The sequence below is a fragment of the Aeromonas sp. SER genome, assembly GCF_038739615.1.
In the GTDB taxonomy this organism is placed as follows: Bacteria; Pseudomonadota; Gammaproteobacteria; order Enterobacterales; family Aeromonadaceae; genus Aeromonas; species Aeromonas jandaei.
The window spans coordinates 260,578-285,071 of record NZ_JBCGFC010000001.1 but is presented as its reverse complement, the minus strand read 5'-3'; the positions used below and the strand labels follow the sequence as shown (position 1 = coordinate 285,071).

General features: G+C 58.2%; 22 protein-coding genes. 14 read left to right on the top strand and 8 right to left on the bottom strand.

Translation table 11 applies throughout. The annotated features are described in order from the left end of the window. Window positions 1–72 precede the first annotated feature (72 nt). Complete coding sequence (gene rpsB / locus AAHA41_RS01440) at window positions 73–801, bottom strand: 30S ribosomal protein S2 (protein ID WP_005303470.1); 729 nt, start codon at window positions 799–801, stop codon at window positions 73–75. Between the two features lie 371 nt (window positions 802–1,172). Between rpsB and map the strand changes: the two genes are divergently transcribed. The 4 genes from map (at window position 1,173) to AAHA41_RS01420 (ending at window position 6,196) form a co-directional block, all read left to right on the top strand. After that, a complete protein-coding gene (map, locus tag AAHA41_RS01435; RefSeq protein WP_108570430.1) occupies window positions 1,173–1,961 on the top strand; it encodes a type I methionyl aminopeptidase in 789 nt (262 codons plus the stop codon). A gap of 86 nt (window positions 1,962–2,047) precedes the next feature. Next, window positions 2,048–4,684: a bifunctional uridylyltransferase/uridylyl-removing protein GlnD gene (glnD, locus tag AAHA41_RS01430; RefSeq protein ID WP_323070336.1), complete on the top strand. Its 2,637-nt coding sequence runs from the start codon at window positions 2,048–2,050 to the stop codon at window positions 4,682–4,684. Window positions 4,685–4,857: 173 nt separating this feature from the next. Continuing rightward, on the top strand, window positions 4,858–5,685 hold the full coding sequence (dapD, locus tag AAHA41_RS01425; RefSeq protein ID WP_033116099.1) for a 2,3,4,5-tetrahydropyridine-2,6-dicarboxylate N-succinyltransferase: 828 nt from the start codon (window positions 4,858–4,860) through the stop codon (window positions 5,683–5,685). Between the two features lie 127 nt (window positions 5,686–5,812). Continuing rightward, window positions 5,813–6,196 carry a DUF3461 family protein gene (locus tag AAHA41_RS01420; protein ID WP_323070335.1) on the top strand — a complete coding sequence of 128 codons (384 nt, stop codon included), beginning with the start codon at window positions 5,813–5,815 and terminating at the stop codon, window positions 6,194–6,196. A gap of 172 nt (window positions 6,197–6,368) precedes the next feature. Here AAHA41_RS01420 and ptsG read toward each other — a convergent pair whose 3' ends face one another. The 6 genes from ptsG to AAHA41_RS01390 form a co-directional block, all read right to left on the bottom strand. Next, on the bottom strand, window positions 6,369–7,799 hold the full coding sequence (gene ptsG, locus AAHA41_RS01415) for a PTS glucose transporter subunit IIBC (protein WP_201960008.1): 1,431 nt from the start codon (window positions 7,797–7,799) through the stop codon (window positions 6,369–6,371). A 420-nt stretch (window positions 7,800–8,219) separates the two neighbouring features. Then, a complete protein-coding gene (locus AAHA41_RS01410; RefSeq protein ID WP_198037932.1) occupies window positions 8,220–9,191 on the bottom strand; it encodes a MalM family protein in 972 nt (323 codons plus the stop codon). A 91-nt stretch (window positions 9,192–9,282) separates the two neighbouring features. Continuing rightward, window positions 9,283–10,614, bottom strand: a complete 1,332-nt coding sequence (locus tag AAHA41_RS01405; RefSeq protein ID WP_156852357.1) for a maltoporin — start codon at window positions 10,612–10,614, stop codon at window positions 9,283–9,285. Window positions 10,615–11,140: 526 nt separating this feature from the next. Next, a complete protein-coding gene (locus tag AAHA41_RS01400) occupies window positions 11,141–11,575 on the bottom strand; it encodes a flavodoxin (RefSeq protein WP_042030251.1) in 435 nt (144 codons plus the stop codon). Window positions 11,576–11,652: 77 nt separating this feature from the next. Then, window positions 11,653–12,426, bottom strand: coding sequence for a tRNA pseudouridine(65) synthase TruC (gene truC, locus AAHA41_RS01395; protein WP_323070334.1), 774 nt, complete (start codon window positions 12,424–12,426; stop codon window positions 11,653–11,655). Continuing rightward, entirely contained in the window at window positions 12,423–12,758 is a 336-nt protein-coding gene (locus AAHA41_RS01390; protein ID WP_033113715.1) for a YqcC family protein, read from the bottom strand. The genes truC and AAHA41_RS01390 overlap by 4 nt, the downstream gene beginning before the upstream one ends. A gap of 259 nt (window positions 12,759–13,017) precedes the next feature. On the opposite strand from AAHA41_RS01390, the gene AAHA41_RS01385 reads away from it, so the two are divergent. The 5 genes from AAHA41_RS01385 to AAHA41_RS01365 all read left to right on the top strand — a co-directional run bounded on the left by AAHA41_RS01385 (window position 13,018) and on the right by AAHA41_RS01365 (window position 16,235). Beyond that, the gene (locus AAHA41_RS01385) at window positions 13,018–14,058 is read left to right on the top strand and encodes a DUF3549 family protein (protein ID WP_041208069.1); all 1,041 of its coding nucleotides are present in this window, start codon (window positions 13,018–13,020) and stop codon (window positions 14,056–14,058) included. A gap of 119 nt (window positions 14,059–14,177) precedes the next feature. Then, on the top strand, window positions 14,178–14,477 hold the full coding sequence (locus tag AAHA41_RS01380; protein ID WP_041208068.1) for a DUF3301 domain-containing protein: 300 nt from the start codon (window positions 14,178–14,180) through the stop codon (window positions 14,475–14,477). 342 nt (window positions 14,478–14,819) lie between these two features. Then, window positions 14,820–15,056, top strand: a complete 237-nt coding sequence (locus AAHA41_RS01375) for a DUF2789 family protein (RefSeq protein WP_043849317.1) — start codon at window positions 14,820–14,822, stop codon at window positions 15,054–15,056. Window positions 15,057–15,149: 93 nt separating this feature from the next. Then, complete coding sequence (locus tag AAHA41_RS01370; RefSeq protein ID WP_041208065.1) at window positions 15,150–15,446, top strand: DNA-binding protein; 297 nt, start codon at window positions 15,150–15,152, stop codon at window positions 15,444–15,446. Window positions 15,447–15,449: 3 nt separating this feature from the next. Then, window positions 15,450–16,235, top strand: a complete 786-nt coding sequence (locus AAHA41_RS01365) for a Zn-ribbon-containing protein (RefSeq protein ID WP_323068603.1) — start codon at window positions 15,450–15,452, stop codon at window positions 16,233–16,235. A 126-nt stretch (window positions 16,236–16,361) separates the two neighbouring features. On the opposite strand, the gene syd is transcribed toward AAHA41_RS01365, so the two are convergent. Then, a complete protein-coding gene (gene syd / locus AAHA41_RS01360; protein ID WP_323068601.1) occupies window positions 16,362–16,910 on the bottom strand; it encodes a SecY-interacting protein in 549 nt (182 codons plus the stop codon). A 182-nt stretch (window positions 16,911–17,092) separates the two neighbouring features. Between syd and queF the strand changes: the two genes are divergently transcribed. The 5 genes from queF to xni all read left to right on the top strand — a co-directional run bounded on the left by queF (window position 17,093) and on the right by xni (window position 24,493). Then, window positions 17,093–17,941, top strand: coding sequence for an NADPH-dependent 7-cyano-7-deazaguanine reductase QueF (queF, locus tag AAHA41_RS01355; RefSeq protein WP_323068599.1), 849 nt, complete (start codon window positions 17,093–17,095; stop codon window positions 17,939–17,941). Between the two features lie 135 nt (window positions 17,942–18,076). Continuing rightward, window positions 18,077–20,350: a hypothetical protein gene (locus AAHA41_RS01350; protein WP_323068597.1), complete on the top strand. Its 2,274-nt coding sequence runs from the start codon at window positions 18,077–18,079 to the stop codon at window positions 20,348–20,350. An 88-nt stretch (window positions 20,351–20,438) separates the two neighbouring features. Further along, window positions 20,439–22,055 (top strand): GGDEF domain-containing protein, encoded by a 1,617-nt coding sequence (locus tag AAHA41_RS01345; RefSeq protein ID WP_071912266.1) that lies wholly within the window; start codon window positions 20,439–20,441, stop codon window positions 22,053–22,055. A gap of 150 nt (window positions 22,056–22,205) precedes the next feature. Further along, window positions 22,206–23,561: a nucleotide 5'-monophosphate nucleosidase PpnN gene (ppnN, locus tag AAHA41_RS01340; protein ID WP_033114234.1), complete on the top strand. Its 1,356-nt coding sequence runs from the start codon at window positions 22,206–22,208 to the stop codon at window positions 23,559–23,561. Window positions 23,562–23,692: 131 nt separating this feature from the next. Then, window positions 23,693–24,493, top strand: coding sequence for a flap endonuclease Xni (gene xni / locus AAHA41_RS01335; protein WP_323068595.1), 801 nt, complete (start codon window positions 23,693–23,695; stop codon window positions 24,491–24,493). Window position 24,494 lies beyond the last annotated feature (1 nt).

The following is a 24,494-nucleotide window of genomic DNA, read 5'->3' as shown; positions in this document are numbered from 1 at the left end:
ACAGGGGCCACAAGGGCCCCTGCTAACCAATTACATCAGCTTGGTTAATAAGGGCTTTGCAGTCCTTATCAATTACTCAGCTTCAACGAAGCCATCTTGTTCAGCTTGAACAACGATGTCCTGAGCGCGAGCTTCCAGTACGGTGTCAGCAGCAGCATTCAGGTACAGCTGAACAGCACGGATAGCGTCGTCGTTACCCGGGATGACGTAATCAACGCCGTCCGGGTTGGAGTTGGTATCAACGATGGAAACTACCGGGATACCCAGGTTGTTGGCTTCTTTGATAGCGATGTGCTCGTGGTCGGCATCGACAACGAACAGAACGTCAGGCAGGCCGCCCATGTTCTTGATACCACCCAGGCTCTTCTCCAGCTTTTCCATTTCGCGAGTACGCATCAGCGCCTCTTTCTTGGTCAGCTTGTCGAAGGTACCGTCCTGGCTCTGGGTTTCCAGATCTTTCAGGCGCTTGATGGACTGACGAACGGTTTTCCAGTTGGTCAGCATGCCGCCCAGCCAGCGGTGGTTAACATAGAACTGGTCGCAACGCTCAGCGGCTTCTTTTACGGCTTCAGACGCGGCACGCTTGGTACCTACGAACAGTACCTTGCCTTTCTTGGCAGCTACGGAGCTGATGAAGTTCATGGCATCGTCAAACATCGGAACGGTTTTTTCCAGGTTGATGATGTGAACTTTGCTGCGAGCACCGAAGATGTAGGATTTCATTTTCGGGTTCCAGTAACGAGTCTGGTGACCGAAGTGAACGCCGGCTTGCAGCATGTCGCGCATAGAAACTTTAGCCATTTTATACCTCTGTATTGGGGTTAGGCCTCCACACATCCCATATAACCGACCCGTTAAGGCACCCCGGCATATGTGTCGATGTGTGTGTGTTGTTTAAGTAAGGGTGATGAAATCGGGACGCAAGTTCCCCATTCCGGCGCGCTTTATATCATAACTTTGGCCACGACACCACCGAAGCGAGGCTAAACGAGCGCTAAATATGGATCCCGTCAACGGAGGTTGCGACTGTCATTTGACGTTGTGATGACAATCACACTGGAAGTACGAAGGGGTTGCGGATAAAATTTTGGCCTGATTGCAAACGCATCTATTTTTCATTACCTGTCCAGCCTGCCCTCGCAGGCCCGGTGGCAGGCCGCAAGAGAGATCCCATGTCCATTAAAATCAAGACACCGGAAGAGATTGAAAAGATGCGCGTTGCCGGCCAATTGGCCGCCGATGTGCTGGTCATGATTGCGCCCCATGTCAAAGCCGGCGTCACCACTGACGAACTGAACACCCTTTGCCACAACTACATCGTTGACGTGCAGCAGGCTATCCCGGCTCCGCTCAACTACCACGGCTTCCCCAAGTCCATCTGCACCTCAGTGAACGATGTGATCTGCCACGGCATCCCGAACCACAAGAAGCTGCGTGATGGCGACATCATCAACCTCGACATCACCGTCATCAAGGATGGCTACCACGGCGACACCTCCGCCATGTTCATCGTGGGCGAGACCACCCCGCTGCGTCGTCAGCTCTGCAAGGTTGCGCAAGAGAGCCTCTACGCCGCCATCAAGAAGGTGCGCCCGGGCGCCTGCATCACCGAGATCGGCGCCGTGATCCAGCCCATCGTCGAGAAGGCCGGCTTCTCCGTGGTGCGTGACTACTGTGGCCACGGCATCGGTGCCGAGTTCCACGAAGAGCCGCAGATCCTCCACTACCGCAACGGCGGCAAGCTGGAGCTGAAAGCGGGCATGTGCTTCACCATCGAGCCGATGGTCAACAGCAAGAAGTACCACTGCAAGGTCAATCCGAAGGATGGCTGGACCGTCACCACCAAGGATGGCGGCGACTCTGCCCAGTGGGAACACACCCTGCTGGTGACCGAAGATGGCTGCGAAGTGCTGACCCTGCGCCCCGACGACACTATCGACCGCTTCATCAAACACAGCTAACATCGAACCCCGGCCCTTTAGCGAAAAGCGCCGGGGTTTTTACTGCCCGTTTCAGCCATATGCCTGCCACTTGTGTGTGAGATGCCATGGACGCCAGCCTGCTTTCCCCCCACCTGTTACCCGACGACCAGCTCACCCGCGACAACTGCAAAGAGTACCTGAGCCGCTTTCTCGGCTGGCTGCACGCCCGCTTCGATGCCGGTGACAATATCATCGAGCTGGTTGCCACCCGCTCCGAATATATGGATCAACTGCTCTGCCGCCTCTGGCAGAAGTTTGGCTTCGACAAGAGCGACCTCACCCTCATCGCGGTAGGCGGTTATGGCCGAGGCGAGCTGCACCCTCACTCCGACATCGACCTGCTGATCCTCTATGACGGCGACGAGCTGGACGAAGTGCTGGGGCTGCGCATCGGCGAGTTCATCACCCTGCTGTGGGATCTCAAGCTGGAGGTGGGTCAGGCGGTACGCAACGTGGCGGAGTGCATCGAGCAGGGCAAGGCCGACATCACAGTCGCCACCAACCTCATTGAGGCGCGCTACATCACGGGCCGCAAGGAGGGTTTCCGGCAACTGAAGGAGGCGACCGGCCCCCAACACTTCTGGCCGAGCGAAGCCTTCTTTCGCGCCAAGCGCCAGGAGCAGGCGGAGCGGCACCAGCAGTTTCTCGGTACCGCCTACAAACTGGAGCCGGATCTCAAGTGCAATCCTGGCGGCCTGCGCGACATCCAGACCCTCGCCTGGGTCGCCCGTCGCCACTTCGGTGCCACCACCCTGTTCGAGATGACCAGTCACGGCTTCCTCAACCGCGCCGAGTACCGCGAGCTGCTCGACTGCCAGAATTTCCTCTGGAAGGTACGCTTTGCCCTGCACATGGCCATCAACAAAGGGGATAACCGCCTGCTGTTCGACCGCCAGCGCACCGTGGCCCAGATGCTGGGCTTCGAGGGGGAAGGCAACGCGCCGATCGAGCAGATGATGAAGCGCTTCTACCAGACAGTGCGGCGGGTTGCCGAGCTCAACGAGATGCTGCTGCAACTGTTTGACGAGGCGATTCTTGGCAACAGCGCCATGGATGTGCGCCGCCTCTCCGACGAGTTCCAGCTCCGTGGCCGCCTCATCGATGCAGTAGATGCCGAGCTGTTCGCCCGCGAGCCTGCCGCTATCCTGCGCCTCTTCTACCAGATGGCCCAGCATCCCGAGATTGCCGGTATCCACTCCGCCACCCTGCGCCAGCTGCGCGAAGCGCGGCGCAAGCTCAACTGCTGGCTGCAGGATCTGCCGGAGTGCCGTCGCCTGTTCATGGCGCTGCTGCGCCACCCCAACGGTATCGGCCTGCCGATGAGCCTGATGCACAAGTACGGCATTCTGGCGGCTTACCTGCCGCAGTGGAACCTCATCGTCGGCCAGATGCAGTTCGACATGTTCCACGCCTACACGGTGGATGAGCACACCCATCGGCTGCTCAAGAACATTCACGGCTTTCCCAACCCGGCCAACCGCCAGAGTCACCCGCTCTGCCACGAGGTGTTCACCCGGTTGCGCAAACCGGAGCTGCTCAGCATCGCTGCCCTGTTCCACGATATCGCCAAGGGGCGGCGTGGCGATCACTCGGAACTTGGCGCCGTCGATGCGCTGGAGTTCTGCCAGCTGCACGGCCTCGATCGCTACGAGAGCCGGCTGGTCGCCTGGCTGGTGCGCCACCATCTGCTGATGTCGGTCACCGCCCAGCGCCGCGATATCTATGACCCCGACGTGGTCACCGACTTTGCCCAGAAGGTGCGCGACGAGCAGCATCTCGACCTGCTCTACTGCCTCACCGTGGCCGATATCTGCGCCACCAACGACACCCTGTGGAACGACTGGAAGGGCACCCTGCTGCGCGAGCTCTACTTTGCTACCCAGAAGGCGCTGCGCCAGGGGCTGGAGAACCCGCCCGACATGCGGCTGCGCATTCGCGAGAACCAGCGTCAGGCCAAACAGCTGCTGGCGCAGCGCGACGTGCCGGAGGAGGCGATCAACCAGCTCTGGAGCGACTTCAAGGCCGATTACTTCCTGCGTCACAGCCCGGAACAGATCGCCTGGCACTGCCGCCACATCATCGAGCATGGCAACAACCAGGCCCCACTGGTGCTGATCGGCAAACACCCGACCCGCGGTGGCAGCGAGGTGTTCATCTACTGCCGCGACACGCCGAACCTGTTTGCCACCGTCGCCTCGGCGCTGGATCAGAAGAACCTCAACATTCACGACGCCCAGATCATGAACTCGCGCAGCAACTTCGTGCTCGATACCTTTGTGGTGCTGGAACCGAACGGCGAACCCATCAGCCCCAACCGCACCGCCACCATCAAGAAGGCGCTGGAGAAGGCGCTGCAGGAGCCGGGCAAGCTGGTGCTGCGCAACAAGCCACTGTCGCGGCGCCACCGCCAGTTCAGCGTGCCGACCCGGGTCGTTTTTCTGCCGCACAAGGGGGAGAGCCGCCACACCCTGATGGAGCTGACCGCCCTCGATACTCCCGGCCTGCTGGCTCGGATCGGCGCCGTGTTCCAGCAGTGCGGCCTGTCGCTGCACGCCGCCAAGATCGCCACCTTCGGCGAACGGGTCGAGGACTTTTTCAGTCTGACCAGCCTCGATGGCGAGCCATTGACACCGGAGCAGCAACTGCAGCTGGAAGAGCGGCTGGTGCATCAGCTCAACCCGCAGCAATTTGCTATGGAATGAGTGCAATCTGATTCGAAAGAGGCTGTTTTCACCTCCATTTTCCCATACCAAACAAATGGTTGGCCGGGAAATATGAAAGAAATGGTCGCTGGCCGGAAGAATTCCGGTCAGCCACTTAAAAACAGTCGGAAAAGTGTGATACAACAAACAGAATTTTTTAAAGGAAACCTGTCATGACCGAGTTGCAACAGATCATTGAAGCGGCCTTCGAGCGCCGCGACACCATTACCCCGAGCACTGTGGACAGCGCTACCAAATCCGCCATCCTGCAAGTCATCGAGCTGCTGGACTCCGGCAAGGCCCGGGTTGCCGAGAAGATCGCCGGTGAGTGGGTTGTTCATCAGTGGCTGAAGAAGGCGGTACTGCTCTCGTTCCGTATCAACGACAACGGCATCATCAAGGGCGACGACGCCCAGTACTACGACAAGGTTCCCCTCAAGTTCTCCAACTACACCGAAGAGCAGTTCAAGGCTGCCGGTGTACGTGTGGTGCCGCCGGCGACCGCCCGCAAAGGCTCCTTTATCGCCCCCAACACTGTGCTGATGCCCTCCTACGTCAACATCGGCGCCTACGTTGACGAAGGCACCATGGTCGATACCTGGGCCACCGTCGGTTCCTGCGCCCAGATCGGCAAGAACGTACACCTCTCCGGCGGCGTCGGCATCGGCGGCGTACTGGAGCCACTCCAGGCCAACCCGACCATCATAGAAGACAACTGCTTTATCGGTGCCCGCTCCGAAGTGGTTGAAGGGGTGATCGTCGAGGAAGGTTCCGTTATCTCAATGGGCGTCTTCATCGGTCAGTCCACCCGCATCTATGACCGCGAAACCGGCGAAATCCACTACGGCCGCGTACCGGCTGGCTCAGTGGTCGTTTCCGGCTCCCTGCCCTCCAAGTGCGGCAAGTACAGCCTCTACGCAGCCGTGATCGTCAAAAAGGTCGATGCCAAGACCCGCGCCAAGGTCGGCATCAACGCCCTGCTGCGCTCCATCGACGAGTAAGCCGTTTTACCGTGATTTAAAGGGCGCCTGATGGCGCCCTTTTGATTTTGGCGCCGCTGTCACAGGCAAGCAGCACAAGCTCGGTTAAGATAGATGGGACAGGATCGTTTCAAACCGAGGAAGCCTGATGTACGAGAATCTCAAGAGCCTGGGGATCCAGGATCCCGCCTCCGTCGACAGCTACACCCTGCGCCAGGAGGCCAACCACGACATCCTCAAGATCTACTTCAAGAAGCAGAAGGGCGAGTTCTTCGCCAAGAGTGTCAAATTCAAATACCCGCGCCAGCGCAAGACCATGCTGGTCGACTCGGGCACCCATGAGTACAAGGATGTCACCGAGATCAACGCCAACCTCAAATACGTGGTGGACGAGCTCGACAGCCTGACCCTGGGTGTGCATGTTCATGCCGACCCGGATATCAAGCAGAAGATCCTGCGCGACTTGCGCCATCTGGAGAAGGTGGTACAGAACAAGATCAGCGAGATTGAGCGGGATCTGGAGAAACTCTAACCCTCCCCCTCTTGCTTAAAGAGCGCCCGATGTGGCGCTCTTTTTATTGCCGCGTACCAGCAATACCGGTCAAGTGTTTCATGGCAGACTCCGTTCCCAGTCACCAAACGGCACAAAAAGAAGAGGGAGGCTTGCGCCTCCCTCTTCCGGAACCTGATGTCAGGCAACTGAATTAGTTGCTCTTCATCCAGATATCCATGTCGGTTTTCAGGTTGTCGGACTTGGTACCGAAGATGGCTTGTACGCCGGAACCAGCCACTACCACACCGGCAGCACCCAGTTTCTTCAGACCAGCCTGGTCAACCTTGGCAACATCTTTCACGCCAACACGCAGACGGGTGATGCAGGCATCCAGAGAAGCGATGTTCTCTTTGCCACCGAAGGCAGCAACCAGAGCGGCAGACATTTCGTCTTTGCCTTGACCAACAGTGGACTCGGCGCTCTCGTCTTCACGACCCGGAGTTTTCAGGTTCATGGCACGGATAACGAAGCTGAATACCACGTAGTAGATGGCAGCGTATACCAGACCCAGACCAACCAGCAGCATCATGTGGCTGGCACGCGGGGACTGAACAACGAAGTCGATGAAACCGTTGGAGAAGGTGTGACCGTGTACGATACCCAGGGTGTTGGTCAGCACGTAAGCCAGACCAGCCAGTACAGCGTGGATGGCGTACAGTACCGGAGCAACGAACAGGAAGGAGAACTCGATCGGCTCGGTAATACCGGTCAGGAAAGAGGTCAGGGCTGCAGAGGCCATGATACCTACTACCTTGGCACGGTTCTCCGGCTTGGCGGCGTGAGCGATGGCAAACGCAGCGGCAGGCAGGCCGAACATTTTGAACAGGTAGCCACCAGCCAGCTGACCGAAGCCGTTACCGGCAGCGCGGGACGCGTCATCAGCGGTCAGGAAGCAGGTCATGATACCGTGAACAGTTTCACCGGCACCGTTGACACAGGTACCAGCCTGATAGAAGAACGGTACGTTCCAGATGTGGTGCAGGCCGAACGGGATCAGAGAACGCTCAACCACACCGTAGATACCGAAGGCCAGTACCGGGTTCTGGTTGGCAGCCCAGTCAGAGAAGGCACCGATAGCGCCACCTACAGGCGGCCAAATGACGGAGAGGATGACACCCAGACCGATAGAGAGGAAACCGGTGATGATGGGTACGGCACGCTTGCCGGCGAAGAAACCCAGATACTCGGGCAGCTGGATCTTGTAGAAGCGGTTGAAGGCCCAGGCAGCGATACCACCGGCCAGGATACCACCCAGCACACCGGTCTCGATGCTTTCAACACCCATGACAGGTGCCATTACCTTCAGAGTGGCGACCATGATGCCGTAGCCAACGATGGCAGACAGACCGGATACACCGTCGTTATTGGTAAAGCCAAGGGCGACACCCACTGCGAACAGCAGGGCCATCTGGCCAAATACGGAACCACCGGCCTGTTCCATCAACTGGGAAACAATTTCCGGCAGCCAGCTGAAGTGGGCAGCACCCACCCCCAACAGAATACCTGCGACTGGCAGGACTGATACTGGCAGCATCAGCGCCTTACCAACCTTTTGCAGATTAGCGAAAGCATTTTTCAACATTGTGTGCGCTCCTGAATGGATTGTCGTCCCTGAACGATTTATTAGGATGAACTAACGACTCTTCATCGAAATATTATCGAATGGGGTTTGCTTATTTTGACCATCAGAATATAACCCAGCGGGTCGTAAATTTCTGCTTTCGATGGAAGTGGAATATTGATTTTGGAGGGAAGATCACAACTTGTTCTGGAGGGAGAATTGCACATATTTTTTGAATGCAATTCTGCACAATCACTCTATTACACCTAAATATAAATTACAGTTTCGCATTGTATTTTTATCATTCCAAACAATGCGAACGGAAACAACGTGTAACTCAATGTAACAAGCTTATTCTCTATTATTACAGTCTACCGATTAAAAAGGCCTCCAACAAGGGAGGCCTTAATAAATATAGTGATCACTCAAATTTGCTTGAGCTTATTTTTGCGAGCGCTTCACCGCATCGACAAATACCTGTTTCGCTTTGGTCGAACCGGCACGCTCAGCTTCATTGACCAGCTGCATCGCCTTGTCGATATCGCCCGCTTTCACCGCCTTCTCGATCTGGGATTGATAGAAGGCTTCGGTTTCACTCAGCATGGCAGGAGCAGGTGTGGCTGGTGCTGCCACCACAGCTGCCGTGACACTACCAGCAGCAACAGCAGAGGTCACCGCTGGTGCGCCTTTACCCATCGCAACCTTGTCTGCATATTCAGGCTTGAATACTGCCTCCAGTCCCTGGCCTTTGGCCATATCCACAACCTTGATCTGTACAAGACCCCATGGGGAATGAGGGATCACAGGATCCTTGATATCCGGCTCGACCGAGCCATTCGCTCGGGCAAACGCTTTAGAAGGGTGCAGTATGGTTGTACTATCGGCCAATTTGCTGGCTGGTGCATAAATAATCATGTAGGTTTCTGCCGCAGGGTTACCCGGCATACTGCGATCAACAAAAAGCTTGCCCTCCACCCGATCATTATCCAGCAGGTGTGCTGGCTGATAAGTGAATACCGAATCGCCCAGCACACGAGTCACCTTGAACTGGGCATCCAGCATGATGACTTGCGGGATCAGCACTGTCTTACCTACTTGGGACGCAATATTGATAGCCAAATTGCCAGTGTTGGCCGGCAGGCGATAAGCTGCGAAGTAGCTCATCCCCTCATCAAACTGAAAAGTGGGTTGCTTGCCATCGATGGTCAGCAGAGTATCGCCTTCGGGCAAAGCTACATAATTGAAATCTTTGAACCCATTGCAACAGCTGCTCACCATTGAAAGAGCCTGTTTGGCCTGTTCGGCATTACTCAGGATGGATGCATGCTCTTGCACGGGTACAACCATGCTACCGGCACAACCAGCCAGCAGCGCAGTAACCACTGCTGTGATAGATATCTTTACCAGTTTCATTCTTCTTATCTCCATAACCCGGTTGCCGTCACACGGCGAAACAAAACTGCCCCCATACGGGGGCAGTCACTAACTTAACTGAAACTACGGTTTACCACCAAGCTTCTGCCTGAACACCAAAGTTCCAAGTATCTTTAGACAGACCACCATCGAACGCATACTTATCCTGACCAACATTAACGCTTGTTGCATCGAATTTGTCTGATGTCTTGTCTTGTTTCAAGTAGGTAGCAAATACACGAATCTCCGGTCGAGCCCAGAAGCTGGAACCAGCAGACCATGCTTGAGCCAGAGTCAGCTTGTAACCAGAATCTTTAGCCGTCGTGCCACTGGTAGACTTATTATTGTCTTTGAAATAACCGCCCTCAAAGATTGTCTTGTTGAAATCATCCCATTTGAACATGGGGCGAACAACAGCGGACATGGCTTCATACTTGTCGTTGCCGACCCACATGTCGTTACCTACACCGTAGACCAGCTGGTGACCCATCTCCCAGGAGTTACCCATCGGGATGACACCGTGGTTGATGATACGGAAACCATCAGCCCCATCTTTGGCTTCAGCACCATACCAGGAACCATCACCGTAGAAGGCCATTGTCTTGGCGTAACCTTCAGTACCGTACTGCAGCACGGTCTTGTTGAAGCCACCCAGAACACCTTGGGTCATTTCAGCAGTCAGCATTACGCCATCTTTGGCATTTTTATACTGGCTATTGGAAGAGCTCTTCTGGGCATCGGTTGGATTAACGATTGCGTAATCAACACCCATTTCCAGAGAGGCATCTTGCCACAACGGAATACCTGCATAACGCAGATCAAGGGTGTTTACATCCATACTGCTGAATTTGGTCCAGCCATCCTTACCATCCCAGCCGCGATCATTGCGGATCCAAGCAAAGGATACTTTGCCCGGGCCGGCCTGGATGCCTTCGATACCGGCACCAGCACCGGAAATGTTCCAGTAGTAGAAATCTGAGATGTGAATGTCGTGACGTTGATAGTAACGTTTACCTGCCCAAAGAGTGGCTTCCGGAGCAAAGCCCAGCAGCCCCTTGGCCTGAACGTTGAACTGGCGCAGAGCGAACTCGGAATCGTTACTGCATTGTTTTTCATCGAAGTTACATACTGTGCCAGTACCTTCCCAATCGTTGGAACCATTTGAAGTCATGGCGACCATAGAATCAACGTAGAAAGTCTTGCCATCCTTGTTAAATACTTCCTGGCCAAGCTGCACTTCACCATAGGTATCGTCTTCGTTACCCAAACGGCCTACCTTTTGTTTGCTCCAAGTCTGCATGTCACCATCACTGGAAACACCAACACCGGAACGGAAGTAACCGTGGAAATCTACGGCAAAGGCGGCTTGGGAAGCCAGGGCGGCAGTAACAGCTGCAGCAATCGGGAGCCACTTCATTTTCATTGTCATATTCCTTATTTCCCGCTGTGAGGAGTGTGATCCTGAATATTTATCACCGGGCAATCCTGCTGGTGATAACCGAGGTCGATTATAGGGAGCACATATCACGACAAATATGAACCGACTCACAAAATGGCGACAAATCGCTCGGCAAACGATCGCCTCACACCAATGACGCAAAAAATCCAAAGACAAAGCAATAACTAACCAATCACATCAAAAATGAAGCGATCAAGATCAATCTGAAACCGCTCTCATTAATTAATTCGCGACGAGATGAAAGTGAATATTTGATGGTTCATTGGCAAAAACATGACTGAAATCGCTTTCATGATTGAACTTTTATTTGCCTGATATGTCTTGCTGCCTTTTGGAACAGCACAAACAAGAAAACGGTGTCAGTGAGAAATATATCGTTATTGTCAGTGCGGATATTTGATGAACATGGGGAGAATGGCGCACAAATAATAATCCCCTGCCGAACCGGACAGGGGACTTATATGAGGCAAATTACAGCGTAATTTTCCGGCTATATATGCCAGCTTTTTAGCCAGGCCAGAGCGACCCGCTCCGGCTCATCGTGCAGGGTCGCATCCAGCTCAAGGCGCGGGACAACCGCTGTCGCCCCCAGCTCCTGCAACTGGCTATCCAGCCGACGGCCGGCACCGCAAAAATGGTCGTAACTGCTGTCCCCCATGGCGACCAGAGCATAACGCAACCCCTTGAGCCAGGGGGCGCGCTCAGCCAGATCGGTAGCAAAGGGCTGCAGATTGGGGGGAATGTCCCCCTGCCCCGTGGTGGCGCTGACCAGCAATAAAAAACGGCCGGGGTCGATATCCTCCAGCCGTGCCTCTTCATAAAGCGCTGTCTTGTGCCCTTGCCGTGCCAGCTCATCTGCCAGCGTCTCGGCCACCAGCATGGCCGCACCATAGACGCTCCCTACCACGATATCGATCTGTGCCATCACCTGCTCCCTGCCATTTCAGTCGGATGATGAGTCACTTTATCGACAAGCTGGCGCCAGATGCAACCTGATGCGGATCAGTAGTCGCTCTCGCTGGCAGGCCAGCCCAACTCGGCAAACAGACGCAGCACATCCTGACCAAGCGGCGCCTCGATCCGCATCGGCACTTTGAGGATCGGGTGGGTAAAGCTCAGGGTGCGGGCCACCAGCAGCAGGCGCTCGCAGCCGTAGTGCTCGCGGAAGAAGCGGTTATGGCGGCCATCGCCGTGGGTGGTGTCGCCCACAATCGGGTGGAACAGATGATCCATATGGCGACGCAGCTGATGCTTGCGGCCGGTTTTCGGGAACAATCTGACCAGACTGTAGCGACTGGTGGGGTGTTTCTTGGAGACCGCATGGGGCAGCTCGACCCGGTGCAGCCGGCGGAAGGTGGTGACCGCCTCCTGCGCCGGCCGATCCGGGTCGCTCATGGCGTCGGCGATCTTGTCCAGCTGCTCCTTGAGGGGGTAGTCGATCACCCCCTGCTCGGGCGCCCAGCCGCGCACCAGCGCCAGATACTCCTTGTGCACCTGACGGTTGGCAAACGCCTCGGTCAGGGTACGAGCCACCGCCGGATCGAGGGCAAACAGCAGCACCCCGGAGGTGGGCCGGTCGAGACGATGAACCGGATAGACGTGGCGACCGCCGATCAGATCCCGGGTCATCTGCATGGCAAAGCGGGTCTCGGCCTTGTCGAGCCAGCTGCGATGCACCAACAAGCCGGAGGGCTTGTTGACCGCCACCAGCCACTCATCCTGATAGAGCAGGGTGAGCTGCAGCGCTTTCTCTTCTTTGCTCTGCTCGTCCATCATTGCTCGACCACTTTGCCGGAGAGCAGCAGGTCGAAGCGGGCGATCAGCCGCAGCAGGGCCTCCACCTCGGCCAGCTCCTCTTTATAGACTTCGCTGGCCATGGGGTAGAGGGAGACGCTGCTCGGCAACGGCGCCTGCATCACCACCAGCTGCTCCATGCGCGGGATCAGCACGAACTGCAACCACTGGTCAAAGCTCAGGGTATCGACACAAAAAGGCAGGGTACTGGCCAGTGCCTCCTCGCCCGGATGCTCCGCCTGCCAGCGCTCGAGGCGCTGCAGCTCGGCCGTGAGTTCCCCCAGCAAGCCGGCGACCAGCAAATATTGATTCATATCGTGCACTTCCTCATCACCACAGGTTGATCCGGGATGGCCGTGCGCTTGCCGAGCAAGGCAACAACAAGACGCCAGCCAGAGCGGCAGCCTTCGCAGCCAACCGCCCGTAAAAAAGGGCGATACTATACACCTCCTCCCGAGCGGCTGCCATGCAGAGATCCCGCCACAGACTCGCCATCAGGGCCGGAGCCAACGCTGGCTATCCGTGGCCATGGCCTTATAATCGGCCCGCATCATATTCAAGCCGGAGCTCTCCATGTCTGCGACGCCGACCGCCATCAATACTCTGACCGACTTTCTGACCCAGGCTGGCACCCAGTTCCAGCTGTTTGACATGGGCCGCCAGGTGCGGCCGCTGGCCAGCGACACCTTTGTGCGCATCGAACAGCAGCAGGAGCCCTACCCCTGGCCGCTGCAGCAGCACGCCTGGCTCGGCGTCCACTTCTTCCAGCCGAGCGAGTCGCGCCACTACCTCTGGTTCCTCAAGTTTGCCCTCGACGAGCGCGGTCTGCTCATCTCGAGCGGCCCCAAGCACTTCATGGATCAGGTGGTGGAGACGCTGGGCTACAAGCTGACCGGCGAGCTCGACGAGGAGAAAGCCAAGCGACTGGCTGACAACCCCTACACCTTCCGCCCGGCCGAGGCCAAGATGGCCAGCCTGCACGCCAAGCTGGCGCGCCAGCTGGAGCAGGCCCCGTCAGCCTATTACGAAGCGCTCTGCCACTATCTGGCAGCCCCCAACGACACCGGCTGGCAGACACTGGGGCTGCAGGGGTTTGCCGATCTGGCGGAGCGGCTGCATGATGAGCGCAATCTGGCGCTGGTCTGCAAGGCGCTGCCCAAGTTGCCGCAAGAGCCGCTCTACGCCCTCTGCCAGAGTCTGGAGAGCGCCCCCTTGCCACCGGCCGTGCAAGGCGCCCTGCTCGAGCGGATCGGCAAGGAGCAGGAGTGTGCCGCCCCCAACCCGGAGACCCTGGCTTACCTCTGCCGCGCCATGGCCTCCTGCCCCGGCAGCGCGCTGCGCACCAACAAGCTGCTGACCCTGCTGCAAACCCAACCGAGCCCGGCGCTACTGCTCGCCATCGCAGGCCGGCTCTGGCCCGATCTGCAGGATGCCAGACTGCTCGGCGACTATCTGGAGCAGCTCGCCCTGCAACCGACCCAGTTCTTCAATCAGGTTTTTGCCGAGCTCGTCACTTTACCGGCCCTGCGCAATGATATGCTGGCCAGACTGCGTGACCCGGAACGCAGCGAGGAGCTGGGCAAGGCGATTGGCCGCCTGTTTGCTTCTGCCTGATCTGCGACACCGCCGGGCCCATTGGCCACGGCCCGGGCAACAAGGGAGTCTGACCACAGGCTCCCGCTATCTGGCTGACAGCCGACTCTGACAATGATCCGACAACAAGGAAGCTGCCTATGGGAGAGATGCTCGGAATTCTGGCGCTGATGGCAATAGCCGGTGCGTTCTGGCTGCAACGCCGTCAGGCCGAACTGGCGTGGCAATATATGCGTCGCTACTGCCAGCACCACGACCTGCAACTGCTGTCGCTGGCTCGCAGCCGTCGTGAAGTGGCCGGCAAGCCGCTCAGGCTGCTCACCCACTACCAGTTCGAGTTCTCCAGCGATGGCGAGAGCCACTATCAGGGCACCCTCAAGATGCAGGGCCTGCACGTTATCGGCGTCGAGCTGCCGCCCCATCGCATTCCCACGGTTTGACATCCCCTTGCTTCATTAATCGGCCTGCTTATCCCCCTCCCCATCCGGGTCGGGGCCGGCAAGCCATATGACAGAGATCGGACGAATGCCTTTGATGAGCACAAACGGCATGGTGAATGCCGCCAGCTGTGCGCCCTCCTTGGTATAAGCTAAAGTCGGGTCATTTTCCTAAAACCCATAAATTTTGTTTATAGCGACCAAGCCGGGCCATCTCTCCTCTCTTCAGCCCTCGTCATAAGCGGCGCAATGCCCCCTCCGCCATCAGGATGAAACCCCAGTCCGTCGCGGGGGGAAGAAATTCGCCTGTCTATAATCTCAGGGATTAGCCAAGGGAGAGACGAGATGGACCCCCTGCACCACGATTTGCCCGCCCTGTTCGCCCAGCTCGGCATGGCCAACGACGAGCTGAGCCTCTATCGCTTCGTCCACGAGCATCATCTCGACAACGAGACCCTGCTGCCGGAAGCGCAGTTCTGGAGCGCCGCTCAGGCCAGCTTTCTGCGCGATGCCCTGTGGCACGACTCCGATTGGTGCGAGGCGATCGACCAGCTCGACCTGATGCTGCGCCAGCCCCGCTGACCCCTCCCCTTTTATCCCCTGCGGGCTTTGGTTAAGATCCCGCCCCGACCAGCCACTTCGGCCCCCCATCTACCCATTCAGCAGAGCACGCTTATGTCCGCCCACGAGATCATCCGTATCGCCAACGAACTGGCCGCCAAGGGGATCACCCCGACCACCGCCATGATCAAGGCTCGCCTAAGCCAGCCGGTTGCCATGGCCGAGCTGCTGAAAGTGCTGAGCCAGTGGAAACAGCAGCCCGCCGGCGCCCCGGAAGCGGCCAGCCAGGAGCAGGCAGCCCCCGCCCCCGTTGCCGAGCCCACCCTGCTGCAGCTTGCCGAACAGCTCAATCGTCTCGAGCGCAAAGTGGATCGGCTGACCGACCTGCTCATCCAGCAGGGGAAAAACTGAGCCATGTATATCGTCGAACTCTGCTTTGAGTGCTATCGCGACACCTCCCTCGGTGAAGCCGAGCGGGCCATCGTCAACTATCTGGATATGCTGCGCTATCAGGGCCAGATCCTCGGCCGCGAGTTTCCCACCAGCATGCACGAGGGCTATTTCGTCAGCCGGGTGGTCTGTCCGGAGCAGGACAGCCTCCACCCGGACAACCAGAGCGAGCAGGTAAAACTGGCCGAGCAGCAGCTCAATCAGGCGGGGCTGCTGGCGCCAAAACTCCATTTGCAGGGGGCGGATCTGCTCTCCGACAGCACAGATCCTTGCGGCCAGCAGGGCGAGCGCCCCAGCTGGATGATGCTCTACACCAGCTTCCTGCATACCTGCTCGCCACTGCGCTGTGGCGACCACTTCGCCCCCATCCCGCTCTATCAGGTGCCAGCCGTCGCCAACGGCGATCACAAACAGATCATCAAGTGGCAGGAGGATTGGGAGGCGTGCGATCAGCTGCAGATGAACGGCTCCATCGCCGAACATGCGGCGCTGCACGAGATTGGGGAAGTGGGCAGTCGTCTCTACCGGCGTGGCAGCGATCTCGCCAAACGGCTGGAAGTGCTGACCGGCATCCCCACCTACTACTACCTCTACCGGGTGGGCGGCGTGAGCGCGTCCGAGGAGAAGGCGCGCCCCTGCCCAAGCTGTGGCGGCGAGTGGGCGCTGGCAGCGCCACTGCACGAGATCTTCGACTTCAAGTGCGACAGCTGCCGGCTGGTCTCCAACCTCTCCTGGGATTTCAAGGATTAAGCGTGCCCTGCCCGTGACGCCATAAAAAGAGCCTCGCCACGCGGCAAGGCTCTTTTTGTTTCGATATTCGTTTCGGCATTTCGTTTCGAGATCTGTTCCGCCAAGCAACAGTCGCGCGAACAGGCGCTATTGCGGCAGGGTCTCCAGCCGCTCCAGAAACGCCGGCAGAGAGGGGGCCAGCGGCAGCCGGCGGCCTGAGTCGAGCCACTCCAGCCACACCTGACCGCTCTCGTTATCCAGAGAGATGAGGGTCATCTCGTTGCGGGTGGTGGCAAGGAAGATGGAGGGGGGGCGCTTGAGCTTGCGCAGCATCAGCAGGTGGCCGATGAGGTTCTCCTTGAGCAGGTCGAGATCCGCCTCGTTCCACGGCAGGATCAGCTCAAGGCGCAGCCCCTTGAAGAGGCAGGGGACAGGTCGGCTGAACCAGTGGCCAAACAGGGTGGTCGCCGCAGGATGAAGCTGCAGCTCCAGCGCCTCGTTCATGGCGGTGAAATCGCCGGGTTCGCTGCGCAGATGGGGGCGCCAGCTGATCTGGCCGTCGACCGGCTCGCCAAGCTGACAGGGGGAGCGCCACTCCGACTCCCACTGGCACAGGGGCAAGCCTCGTCTGGCCTCGCCGTCACGCTGCCAGCGGGTAAAAAAGTGCTTCAGGGCAGACAAAACTTGATCCGACATCGAAAATCCCCACAATTGCTGGCAAAGTCCGCTATTGCACCATCAAACCGGGTGACAGACAAGGTTGCCAGCGCCCCGTTGCAGCTCGGGGTTATCCCCTCTGGCAAGGCTGCGAGCACGCTCTGGCCATGCAATGGCCCGCTTCCTCCCAATCATGATGAACACATTAGGTGAGCAAACCTGTGAGCAAACAAGATAGATACGCCGGCGCCAGCGCCCTCAAGGGCTTGAGTCTGGGCCAGCAATCCGACTACATCAGCCAGTACACCCCCTCCCTGCTGCAACCGGTTCCCCGCAGCCTGAACCGGGATGACCTGAAACTCGGTGACGACCTCCCCTTTACCGGTTGCGATGTCTGGACGCTCTATGAGCTCTCCTGGCTCAACAGCAAGGGCAAGCCGATGGTGGCCGTGGGCGAAGTGACCATTCCGGCCACCAGCCCGAATCTTATCGAGTCCAAATCGTTCAAGCTCTACCTCAACTCCTTCAACCAGACCCGTTGCGACTCCATCGATGCGTTGGCGGCCTTGCTGGAGCAAGATCTCGGCGCCTGCGCCGGCGAGCCGGTCAAGGTGACCCTGTTCCCGCTCGATCGCGCCCCGCACCAGATCGCTACCCTGCCCGGCGAGTGCATCGACGAGCTGGATATCGAGGTCGACCACTACGAGTTTGATGCCGACCTGCTGCAGGGCGCAGCCAGCAGCGAGCTGGTCGAGGAGACCCTGCACAGCCACCTGCTCAAGTCCAACTGTCTGGTCACCAGCCAGCCGGACTGGGGCTCTGTGGTGATCCGCTACAAGGGGCCGCAACTCGATCGGGAGAAACTGCTGCGCTACCTCATCTCGTTCCGCCAGCACAACGAGTTCCACGAGCAGTGCATCGAGCGCATCTTCATCGACCTCAAGCACTACTGCCAGCCGGAGCAGCTCACCGTCTATGCCCGCTATACCCGTCGCGGCGGCCTCGACATCAACCCGTTCCGCTCCGATTTCGAGGCGGTCCCCGCCAATCTGCGGCTGATCCGTCAGTAAAACGGGCTGACAATAGAAATGAGAGGGCGTCGGTTGGACGCCCTCTTCTTATCTGCAGGGGAAGCATGAGTAAACTCTGGACGCACAGGGGGGCGTTGGATAACATGCCCTCACCCCTGTGCCGTCCTTAATCCAATGAATCAACTGTTTTTTCTGGCCATGATGATGTCTTCCCTGTCCGCTCCGAATCTGGATCTGGACAAGGAGCAGCTCTCTGTCGACCTCCAGCAGGCTCAGTCGCTGGTTCAGACCGATCCCGCCAGATGCGTCCAGATCACCTCCGCCTTCCTGACGCGCGCAGCCAACAATCCCCAGCAGATCATCAGCAACCGGCAGGAGTTCGGCTATCGCGAGCCAATCCTGAACTACAGCACCATCGCCCAGTCCGTCGGCGCCTATCTGCTCAAGGGGGAGTGCCTGTTGCAGCTGGGCCAGTATCAGGCGACCCAGCAGGCGCTCGACAAGGCGATGGTTCTGGCAGACAAGGAGAATCTGCCAGAGCTCAAGGCACACGGCCTCTATCTCAAGATCCGCAGCCAGCTGCTCAAGCCTGACCACCAGAGCAGCAGTCGCCCCTTGCTCAGCGAGCTTGAGGAGCAGCTGACAGCCCCCAATCTCAAGCAGAGCCAGCTGCAGATCTACAGCCGGCTGCTACGCACCAGCTATGACATCGACAATCAGCAGCTCGAGGATGCCAAGGTGCATCTGGCCGAGGCCCGCAACTGGGCAGCGAAAGCGGGCTATCCGCTGGCCAGCGCCTGGGTCAGCGCCATCAGTGGCGATCTCTATCGCGCCCTGCAGCAACCCCAGCTGGCCCTTGGCGAATATATCGATGCCCAGCAGCAGGCGAGAAATCTCAACGATCCGCTCTTCCTCGGCCTGCTCTCCAACCAGATCGTCAAGCTCTACCAGCAGGAGCAGGAGCCCCAGAAAGCGCTCCAGTATGCCAATGAAGCGGCCAACTACTTCCACTCCATCGGCAATCCCTCCCTGCTGTGCGACTCGCTCATCGTGCTGGCGCGCCTCAACCGGGATCAGGGAGACCTCAATCTGGCGCTGGTCTACTTCTTCAATGCCCTCGACCTCATCGATGAAGGGAGCAACCGGCCACAGTCCTCCCTGCTCAAGTACGAGATTGGCAAAACCTACCTGCAAAGCGGCAACCTCTCGCTGGCCAGCAACTACCTCAATGCGGCGCGCCAGTCCCATGAGCTGAACGATGCCAAAGAGCCGCTTATCGATACCCTGCTGCTGCTCGGCGAGCTCTATCTGAAAAAGCAGGAGGCCGCCATCGCCATCCTGCAGCTGGAGAATGCCCGGGCACTGGCCGACCAGATTGGCGATACCCGCCGCCAGTACGAAGTGTTCCGCCTGCTCTCGCTGGCCTACGAACAGAAAGGATTCCTGCGCCAGGCGCTGGACAGCTACAAGCGTTTCCACCGACTGGGTGAGGAGGTACGCCAGCAGGAGATCGCCCAGGAGCAGGCCGCCATCCGCGACAACTATGTCCACGTCGAACGGGTGCAACACATCAAGGAGCTGGAGCAGCAGCTAAGCCAGAGCGAGCATCAGCAGGAGCGCTATCTCTGGTCGAGCATCACCACCAGTCTGCTGCTCGCCCTTTTTATCTATCTCTTCTTTACCCTCTGGCTCAAGCTGCGCACCGCCCGTCTGCAGGCCAAGCGCACCGGTGAAGCCCTGCTGATCGAGCCCCGCTCGGGACTGGCCAACTGGCAGCGCCTGATGAATCGCTGGCCGCGGGAGATGGCCAAACGTCAGCTCAAATCGGAGCGCTGGTATCTGAGCGAAGAGCCCACCAGCGAATTTGACGACAAGCTGCACTATTTGCTGTTCCGGGTTCCCTTCCTGCTCAATGTGCGGGAGCAGCACGGCTATCAGGCCAGCAGCGAGATTGAACAGGCCTTTGGCGCCTATATCGAGACCCTGACTCCGCAGGATGGCCGCATCTACGATTTGCGCGAAGGGCACCTGCTCTATGTGGTGCCGCAGCGGCATGTGGCCAATCTGCACCAGCTGGCCGGAGATCTGCTGATCGCCATCGCCGCCTTCCCCTGCGACTACCCTATCGATCGCCGGGTCAGCCTTGGCATCGTCAGCCACCCCTTCCTGCCGAAGGCGGCGACCGCACTCGATCACCATGGCCTGTTTGACCTCTGTTATCTCGCCCTGTCGGGAGCCATTCAGCTCAGTGAAAAACACCAGCAAAACGTCTGGCTGGAGCTGGCCGCCATCGATTGCCAACAAGCAGCATTTTTTAATGGGGATGTGTGGCAATGCGCCCTGATGGCAATTGACAAGGGACTGGTAAAAGTCAATTCTTCTCATGAAAAGCAATGGGTTAATTGGCACCAGCTTGCAAGGAAGCAAGACACCGGCCCACAACCGTAAAATAGATAACAGACGAGGCTCGATAACGGGTTCGGTCACTGTTGCTATCTGACACGAAAAACAATAATGACAACAGGGCGACCTGATAATGAATGATATCGCTGCCGTAGCAGGACAATTGGCAAGGCTAAGGGAATCCCTTCAGCAGAAACAGCTGGAACTCGACGGAGTACTCTCATTCTCCGATGCCGAGCGTGCCCGCGGCATTCAGTTTATCAACAAGCTGATGCTCTCCTGCCGTGGCTTCGACCGTGAGCTGGACAACCGCTTCGCCAAACTCAAGCAGAAACTGGATAATAATCCCGCTTTCACCGCCCTTGACGCCGATCTGCTGGCGATCGAAAAACTGCTGCAGCAGCACAGCAATGCCATCGAAGAGTCGATGACCCTGACCCAGGCTGCTATCGATCTGGGCTCCAGGCAGCTCAAGACCATCAAAGGCTTTCCGGAAGAGACCCGCAAATCCCTCAAGGAGTTTTTGGCCAGTCCCGCCGGTTACGGCATTGCCGACCATCAGAAGAAGGTGATCCGGCTGCTGGAGTTCTACCAGCAAGCCATCAAGATCCAGCTGCTGCCAAGCCAACCCCTGCAGGTCAATCCGGAGCAACCCGCAGCCGAGAGTGAAGCGAACCCCGGCGAGCCCCAAACAGAAAACGATGCCTTCGATCTCAAGGAGCATGTCCGTCTGGCCGACGAGTTGCAGCGTCTCATCACCGAGCTCGATTTTGCCGGTTCCATCGGCGAGAGCCTGAGTGACATTCGCCGCCAGCTGCTGATCGGGATCAACCCCGCTCTGCTGGCTGAAACCAGCCTGCAGGTGATCGAACTCATCATCGAGGGCACTCGTGAGGAGCGCAAAGCTTCCCGCGCCTTCCTGAGCACCCTCAACGAAAGCCTTTCCGCCGTTCACGTCGGTTTTACCGAGTCGCTGGATGAAGGGCGCGCCCTGCACAACGAGACCAAAGAGACCCGCGAGGCGCTGGTTAACGAGTTGCAGGCCATCGATCAGACGCTGGCCAGCCACAACACTCTCGATGCGCTTAAAGAGGCGATTTCCGGCCATATGGGCGCCATCAACCAGCTGTTGCAGGAGCGCGAAAACACGGCGGCAAGGGAGCGCCATCTGCTCACCCGCCTCTCCACCATGGAGTCCAAGCTCAGGTTGATGAAGGAGGAGACTGCCGAGTACAAGAAGCGGCTCACCATCCAGAAGCACAAGCTGTTCCTCGACAGCCTGACCCAGGTGCACAACCGGGCCGCCCTCGACGAACGGCTGGAGCAGGAGTACAAACGTTGGCTGCGCTACCGCACGCCGCTCTGCATGGCCATTATCGACATCGACCACTTCAAGAACATCAATGACAACTACGGTCATATGGCGGGCGACAAGGCGCTGAAAGTGGTTGCCAAGGCGCTGCAAAGTGCACTGCGTGACACCGACTTCATCGCCCGTTTCGGCGGCGAGGAGTTTGTGGTGCTGCTGCCCAACATCAATCCGGACAAGTTCCAGAAGCCCCTTGAAACATTGCGCCAGACCATCAAGAGCATTCCGTTCCGCTTTCGGGATGCCAAGGTGGAGATCACCATCTCCATCGGTGCCACCCTGTTCAAGGAGGGGGATAACCCGTCCGATGTGTTCGAGCGGGCGGACAAGGCGCTATACCACTCCAAGCATACCGGTCGGGATCAAGTGACTCTGGCCTGACTGGCGGTCAAAAAAACAGCGAACAGTCGTCCCCCTATTTCCCTCCCCCCTCAGTTACCACTACTATCGAAGTCAGGGGATGCAAGAAGGCATCCCCTTTTCTCCCCAGGGAAAAGCACAACGATAACAAGATGAGTAAAGGGGAACCCTATGATTACGCATATAAATCCGGTCGGCAGCATGGATTTGCTGTCACAGCTCGAGGTCGATCGCCTCAAGCAGACAGCCTCCAGCGATATCTATCAGCTGTTTCGCAACTGTTCGCTGGCGGTGCTCAACTCTGGCAGCCACACCGATAGCTCCAAAGAGATACTTGAGCGTTTCAAATCGTTTGATATTCACGTGATCCGGCGCGAGCGCGGGGTCAAACTCGAGCTGTTCAACGCGCCGGAGCACGCCTTCGTCGATGGCGAGATCATTCGCGGCATTCAGGAGCACCTCTTCTCGGTGCTGCGCGATATCCTTTATGTCTCCAACCAGCTCGAATCGAACCGTCAGGTCAATCTGACCAATTCGACCCACATCTCCAACGTGGTCTTTGCCATCCTGCGCAATGCCAAGGTGATCCAGCCAGGCGCCGATCCCAACCTGATCGTCTGCTGGGGCGGCCACTCCATCAACGAGATCGAATACCAGTACACCCGGGCAGTCGGCAACGAGCTGGGTCTGCGCGAGCTCAACATCTGTACCGGCTGTGGCCCGGGCGCCATGGAAGGCCCGATGAAGGGTGCTGCGGTTGGCCACGCCAAGCAGCGGGTACGCAACGGCCGTTACATCGGCCTGACCGAACCCTCCATTATCGCGGCCGAGCCGCCCAACCCCATCGTCAACGAGCTGGTGATCCTGCCGGATATCGAGAAGCGACTGGAAGCCTTCGTGCGCCTCGGCCACGGCATCATCATCTTCCCGGGCGGAGTAGGTACGGCAGAAGAGCTGCTCTATCTGCTCGGTATCATGATGAACCCGGCCAACGAACGCCAGCCGATGCCCATCATCCTGACCGGCCCGAAAGAGAGTGCGGACTACTTCCGTGCCATCGACGACTTCGTCAAGGCGACCCTGGGTGAACCGGCTACCCGCCTCTACCGGATCATCGTCGGCGATGCGCCGGAAGTGGCGCGAGTGATGAAAGAGGCGATGCCGAAAATTCGCGAATATCGCAAATCGGTCGGCGATGCCTACTCCTTCAACTGGTCGCTCAAGATTGAGCCGGAGTTTCAGCTCCCCTTCGAGCCGGATCACGCCAATATGGCCAGTCTGGATCTGCACCGCAACCAGCCGCCCCAGCTGCTGGCGGCCAACCTGCGTCGAGCCTTCTCCGGCATCGTCGCGGGCAACGTGAAAGAGGGCGGCATTCGCGCCATCGAGAAGAAAGGCCCCTTCAAGCTGCACGGCGACAAGGAGCTGATGCACCTGATGGACAAGCTGCTGGAGAGCTTCGTCAAGCAGCAGCGGATGAAGCTGCCGGGCAGTCAGTATGTGCCTTGCTACGAAATCGTACGCTGACGGGTACAGCAGGTAAATCAAGGGGCGCAATGCGCCCCTCTCTTTTGCCACTCAGCTGCCAACGGCCATCAATCCCCCATCAGGCTCGCGGGTTTGTTACAATGGGGCGTTCCGACTGCCAAGAGTGCCCCATGTCAAATCCAAGGCCACACCTGCTTATCATCGATGCCCTCAACCTCATCCGCCGTCTGCATGCGGTGCAATCACAGCAGGCGCTGACTCCTGCCCAGGCGCTGGTCGCCACCCGCGCCAACCTCGTCAATACCTGCCGCAAGTTGCTGACCAATAGCGAACCAACCCATGTCATCGCGGTTTTCGACGGGGAGGTGCATAGCTGGCGCAAGGAGATCTATCCGGCCTATAAGGAGGGACGCACACCCATGCCACCAGAGCTGCGCGAAGGGCTGGGCACACTGCAGGATGCCTTCTGGGAGTGCGGCATCGACGCCCTGCTTTCACAAACCGATGAAGCCGACGATCTCATCGCCACCCTTGCCTGTGGCATTGCCCAACACGGGGCAAGAGCTACCATCATCTCCACCGACAAGGGGTTCTGCCAACTTATCTGCCCGCAGATCCAGATCCGCGACTACTTCAACAAGCGCTGGCTGGATGCCGCCTTTGTCGAGCAGCAATACGGGGTTGCGCCGACACAACTGGTCGATTTCTGGGCGCTTACCGGTATCGGGGGCTCCAACATCAAGGGTGTTCCGGGGATTGGCTCCAAGACCGCTACCCAGTTGCTACAGCAATATGGCGATCTGGCCGCCATGCTAGCTGCCAGCGAGCAGGAAGAGGCAGCGAAAGCGCTGCTCAAGCTGCGTCAGCACAGGGAAGAGGCGCTGCTGGCCCAGCGATTGGTGCGGTTGCAACAGGATATTCCGCTGGGATTCAACCTGCGGGACATCCGGTACCCGCCCCAGCCCGAATAAC

Bases quoted from the DNA above. Each gene is read 5' to 3' on its own strand.
- syd (WP_323068601.1), bottom strand. From the start codon at position 16,910: ATGTCGGATCAAGTTTTGTCTGCCCTGAAGCACTTTTTTACCCGCTGG.
- AAHA41_RS01390 (WP_033113715.1), bottom strand. From the start codon at position 12,758: ATGAATCAATATTTGCTGGTCGCCGGCTTGCTGGGGGAACTCACGGCC.
- AAHA41_RS01385 (WP_041208069.1), top strand. From the start codon at position 13,018: ATGTCTGCGACGCCGACCGCCATCAATACTCTGACCGACTTTCTGACC.
- ppnN (WP_033114234.1), top strand. From the start codon at position 22,206: ATGATTACGCATATAAATCCGGTCGGCAGCATGGATTTGCTGTCACAG.
- rpsB (WP_005303470.1), bottom strand. From the start codon at position 801: ATGGCTAAAGTTTCTATGCGCGACATGCTGCAAGCCGGCGTTCACTTC.
- ptsG (WP_201960008.1), bottom strand. From the start codon at position 7,799: ATGTTGAAAAATGCTTTCGCTAATCTGCAAAAGGTTGGTAAGGCGCTG.
- AAHA41_RS01375 (WP_043849317.1), top strand. From the start codon at position 14,820: ATGGACCCCCTGCACCACGATTTGCCCGCCCTGTTCGCCCAGCTCGGC.
- xni (WP_323068595.1), top strand. From the start codon at position 23,693: ATGTCAAATCCAAGGCCACACCTGCTTATCATCGATGCCCTCAACCTC.
- AAHA41_RS01405 (WP_156852357.1), bottom strand. From the start codon at position 10,614: ATGAAAATGAAGTGGCTCCCGATTGCTGCAGCTGTTACTGCCGCCCTG.
- AAHA41_RS01365 (WP_323068603.1), top strand. From the start codon at position 15,450: ATGTATATCGTCGAACTCTGCTTTGAGTGCTATCGCGACACCTCCCTC.
- dapD (WP_033116099.1), top strand. From the start codon at position 4,858: ATGACCGAGTTGCAACAGATCATTGAAGCGGCCTTCGAGCGCCGCGAC.
- glnD (WP_323070336.1), top strand. From the start codon at position 2,048: ATGGACGCCAGCCTGCTTTCCCCCCACCTGTTACCCGACGACCAGCTC.
- truC (WP_323070334.1), bottom strand. From the start codon at position 12,426: ATGATGGACGAGCAGAGCAAAGAAGAGAAAGCGCTGCAGCTCACCCTG.
- AAHA41_RS01410 (WP_198037932.1), bottom strand. From the start codon at position 9,191: ATGAAACTGGTAAAGATATCTATCACAGCAGTGGTTACTGCGCTGCTG.
- AAHA41_RS01345 (WP_071912266.1), top strand. From the start codon at position 20,439: ATGAATGATATCGCTGCCGTAGCAGGACAATTGGCAAGGCTAAGGGAA.
- AAHA41_RS01350 (WP_323068597.1), top strand. From the start codon at position 18,077: ATGAATCAACTGTTTTTTCTGGCCATGATGATGTCTTCCCTGTCCGCT.
- map (WP_108570430.1), top strand. From the start codon at position 1,173: ATGTCCATTAAAATCAAGACACCGGAAGAGATTGAAAAGATGCGCGTT.
- AAHA41_RS01370 (WP_041208065.1), top strand. From the start codon at position 15,150: ATGTCCGCCCACGAGATCATCCGTATCGCCAACGAACTGGCCGCCAAG.
- AAHA41_RS01400 (WP_042030251.1), bottom strand. From the start codon at position 11,575: ATGGCACAGATCGATATCGTGGTAGGGAGCGTCTATGGTGCGGCCATG.
- AAHA41_RS01380 (WP_041208068.1), top strand. From the start codon at position 14,178: ATGGGAGAGATGCTCGGAATTCTGGCGCTGATGGCAATAGCCGGTGCG.
- AAHA41_RS01420 (WP_323070335.1), top strand. From the start codon at position 5,813: ATGTACGAGAATCTCAAGAGCCTGGGGATCCAGGATCCCGCCTCCGTC.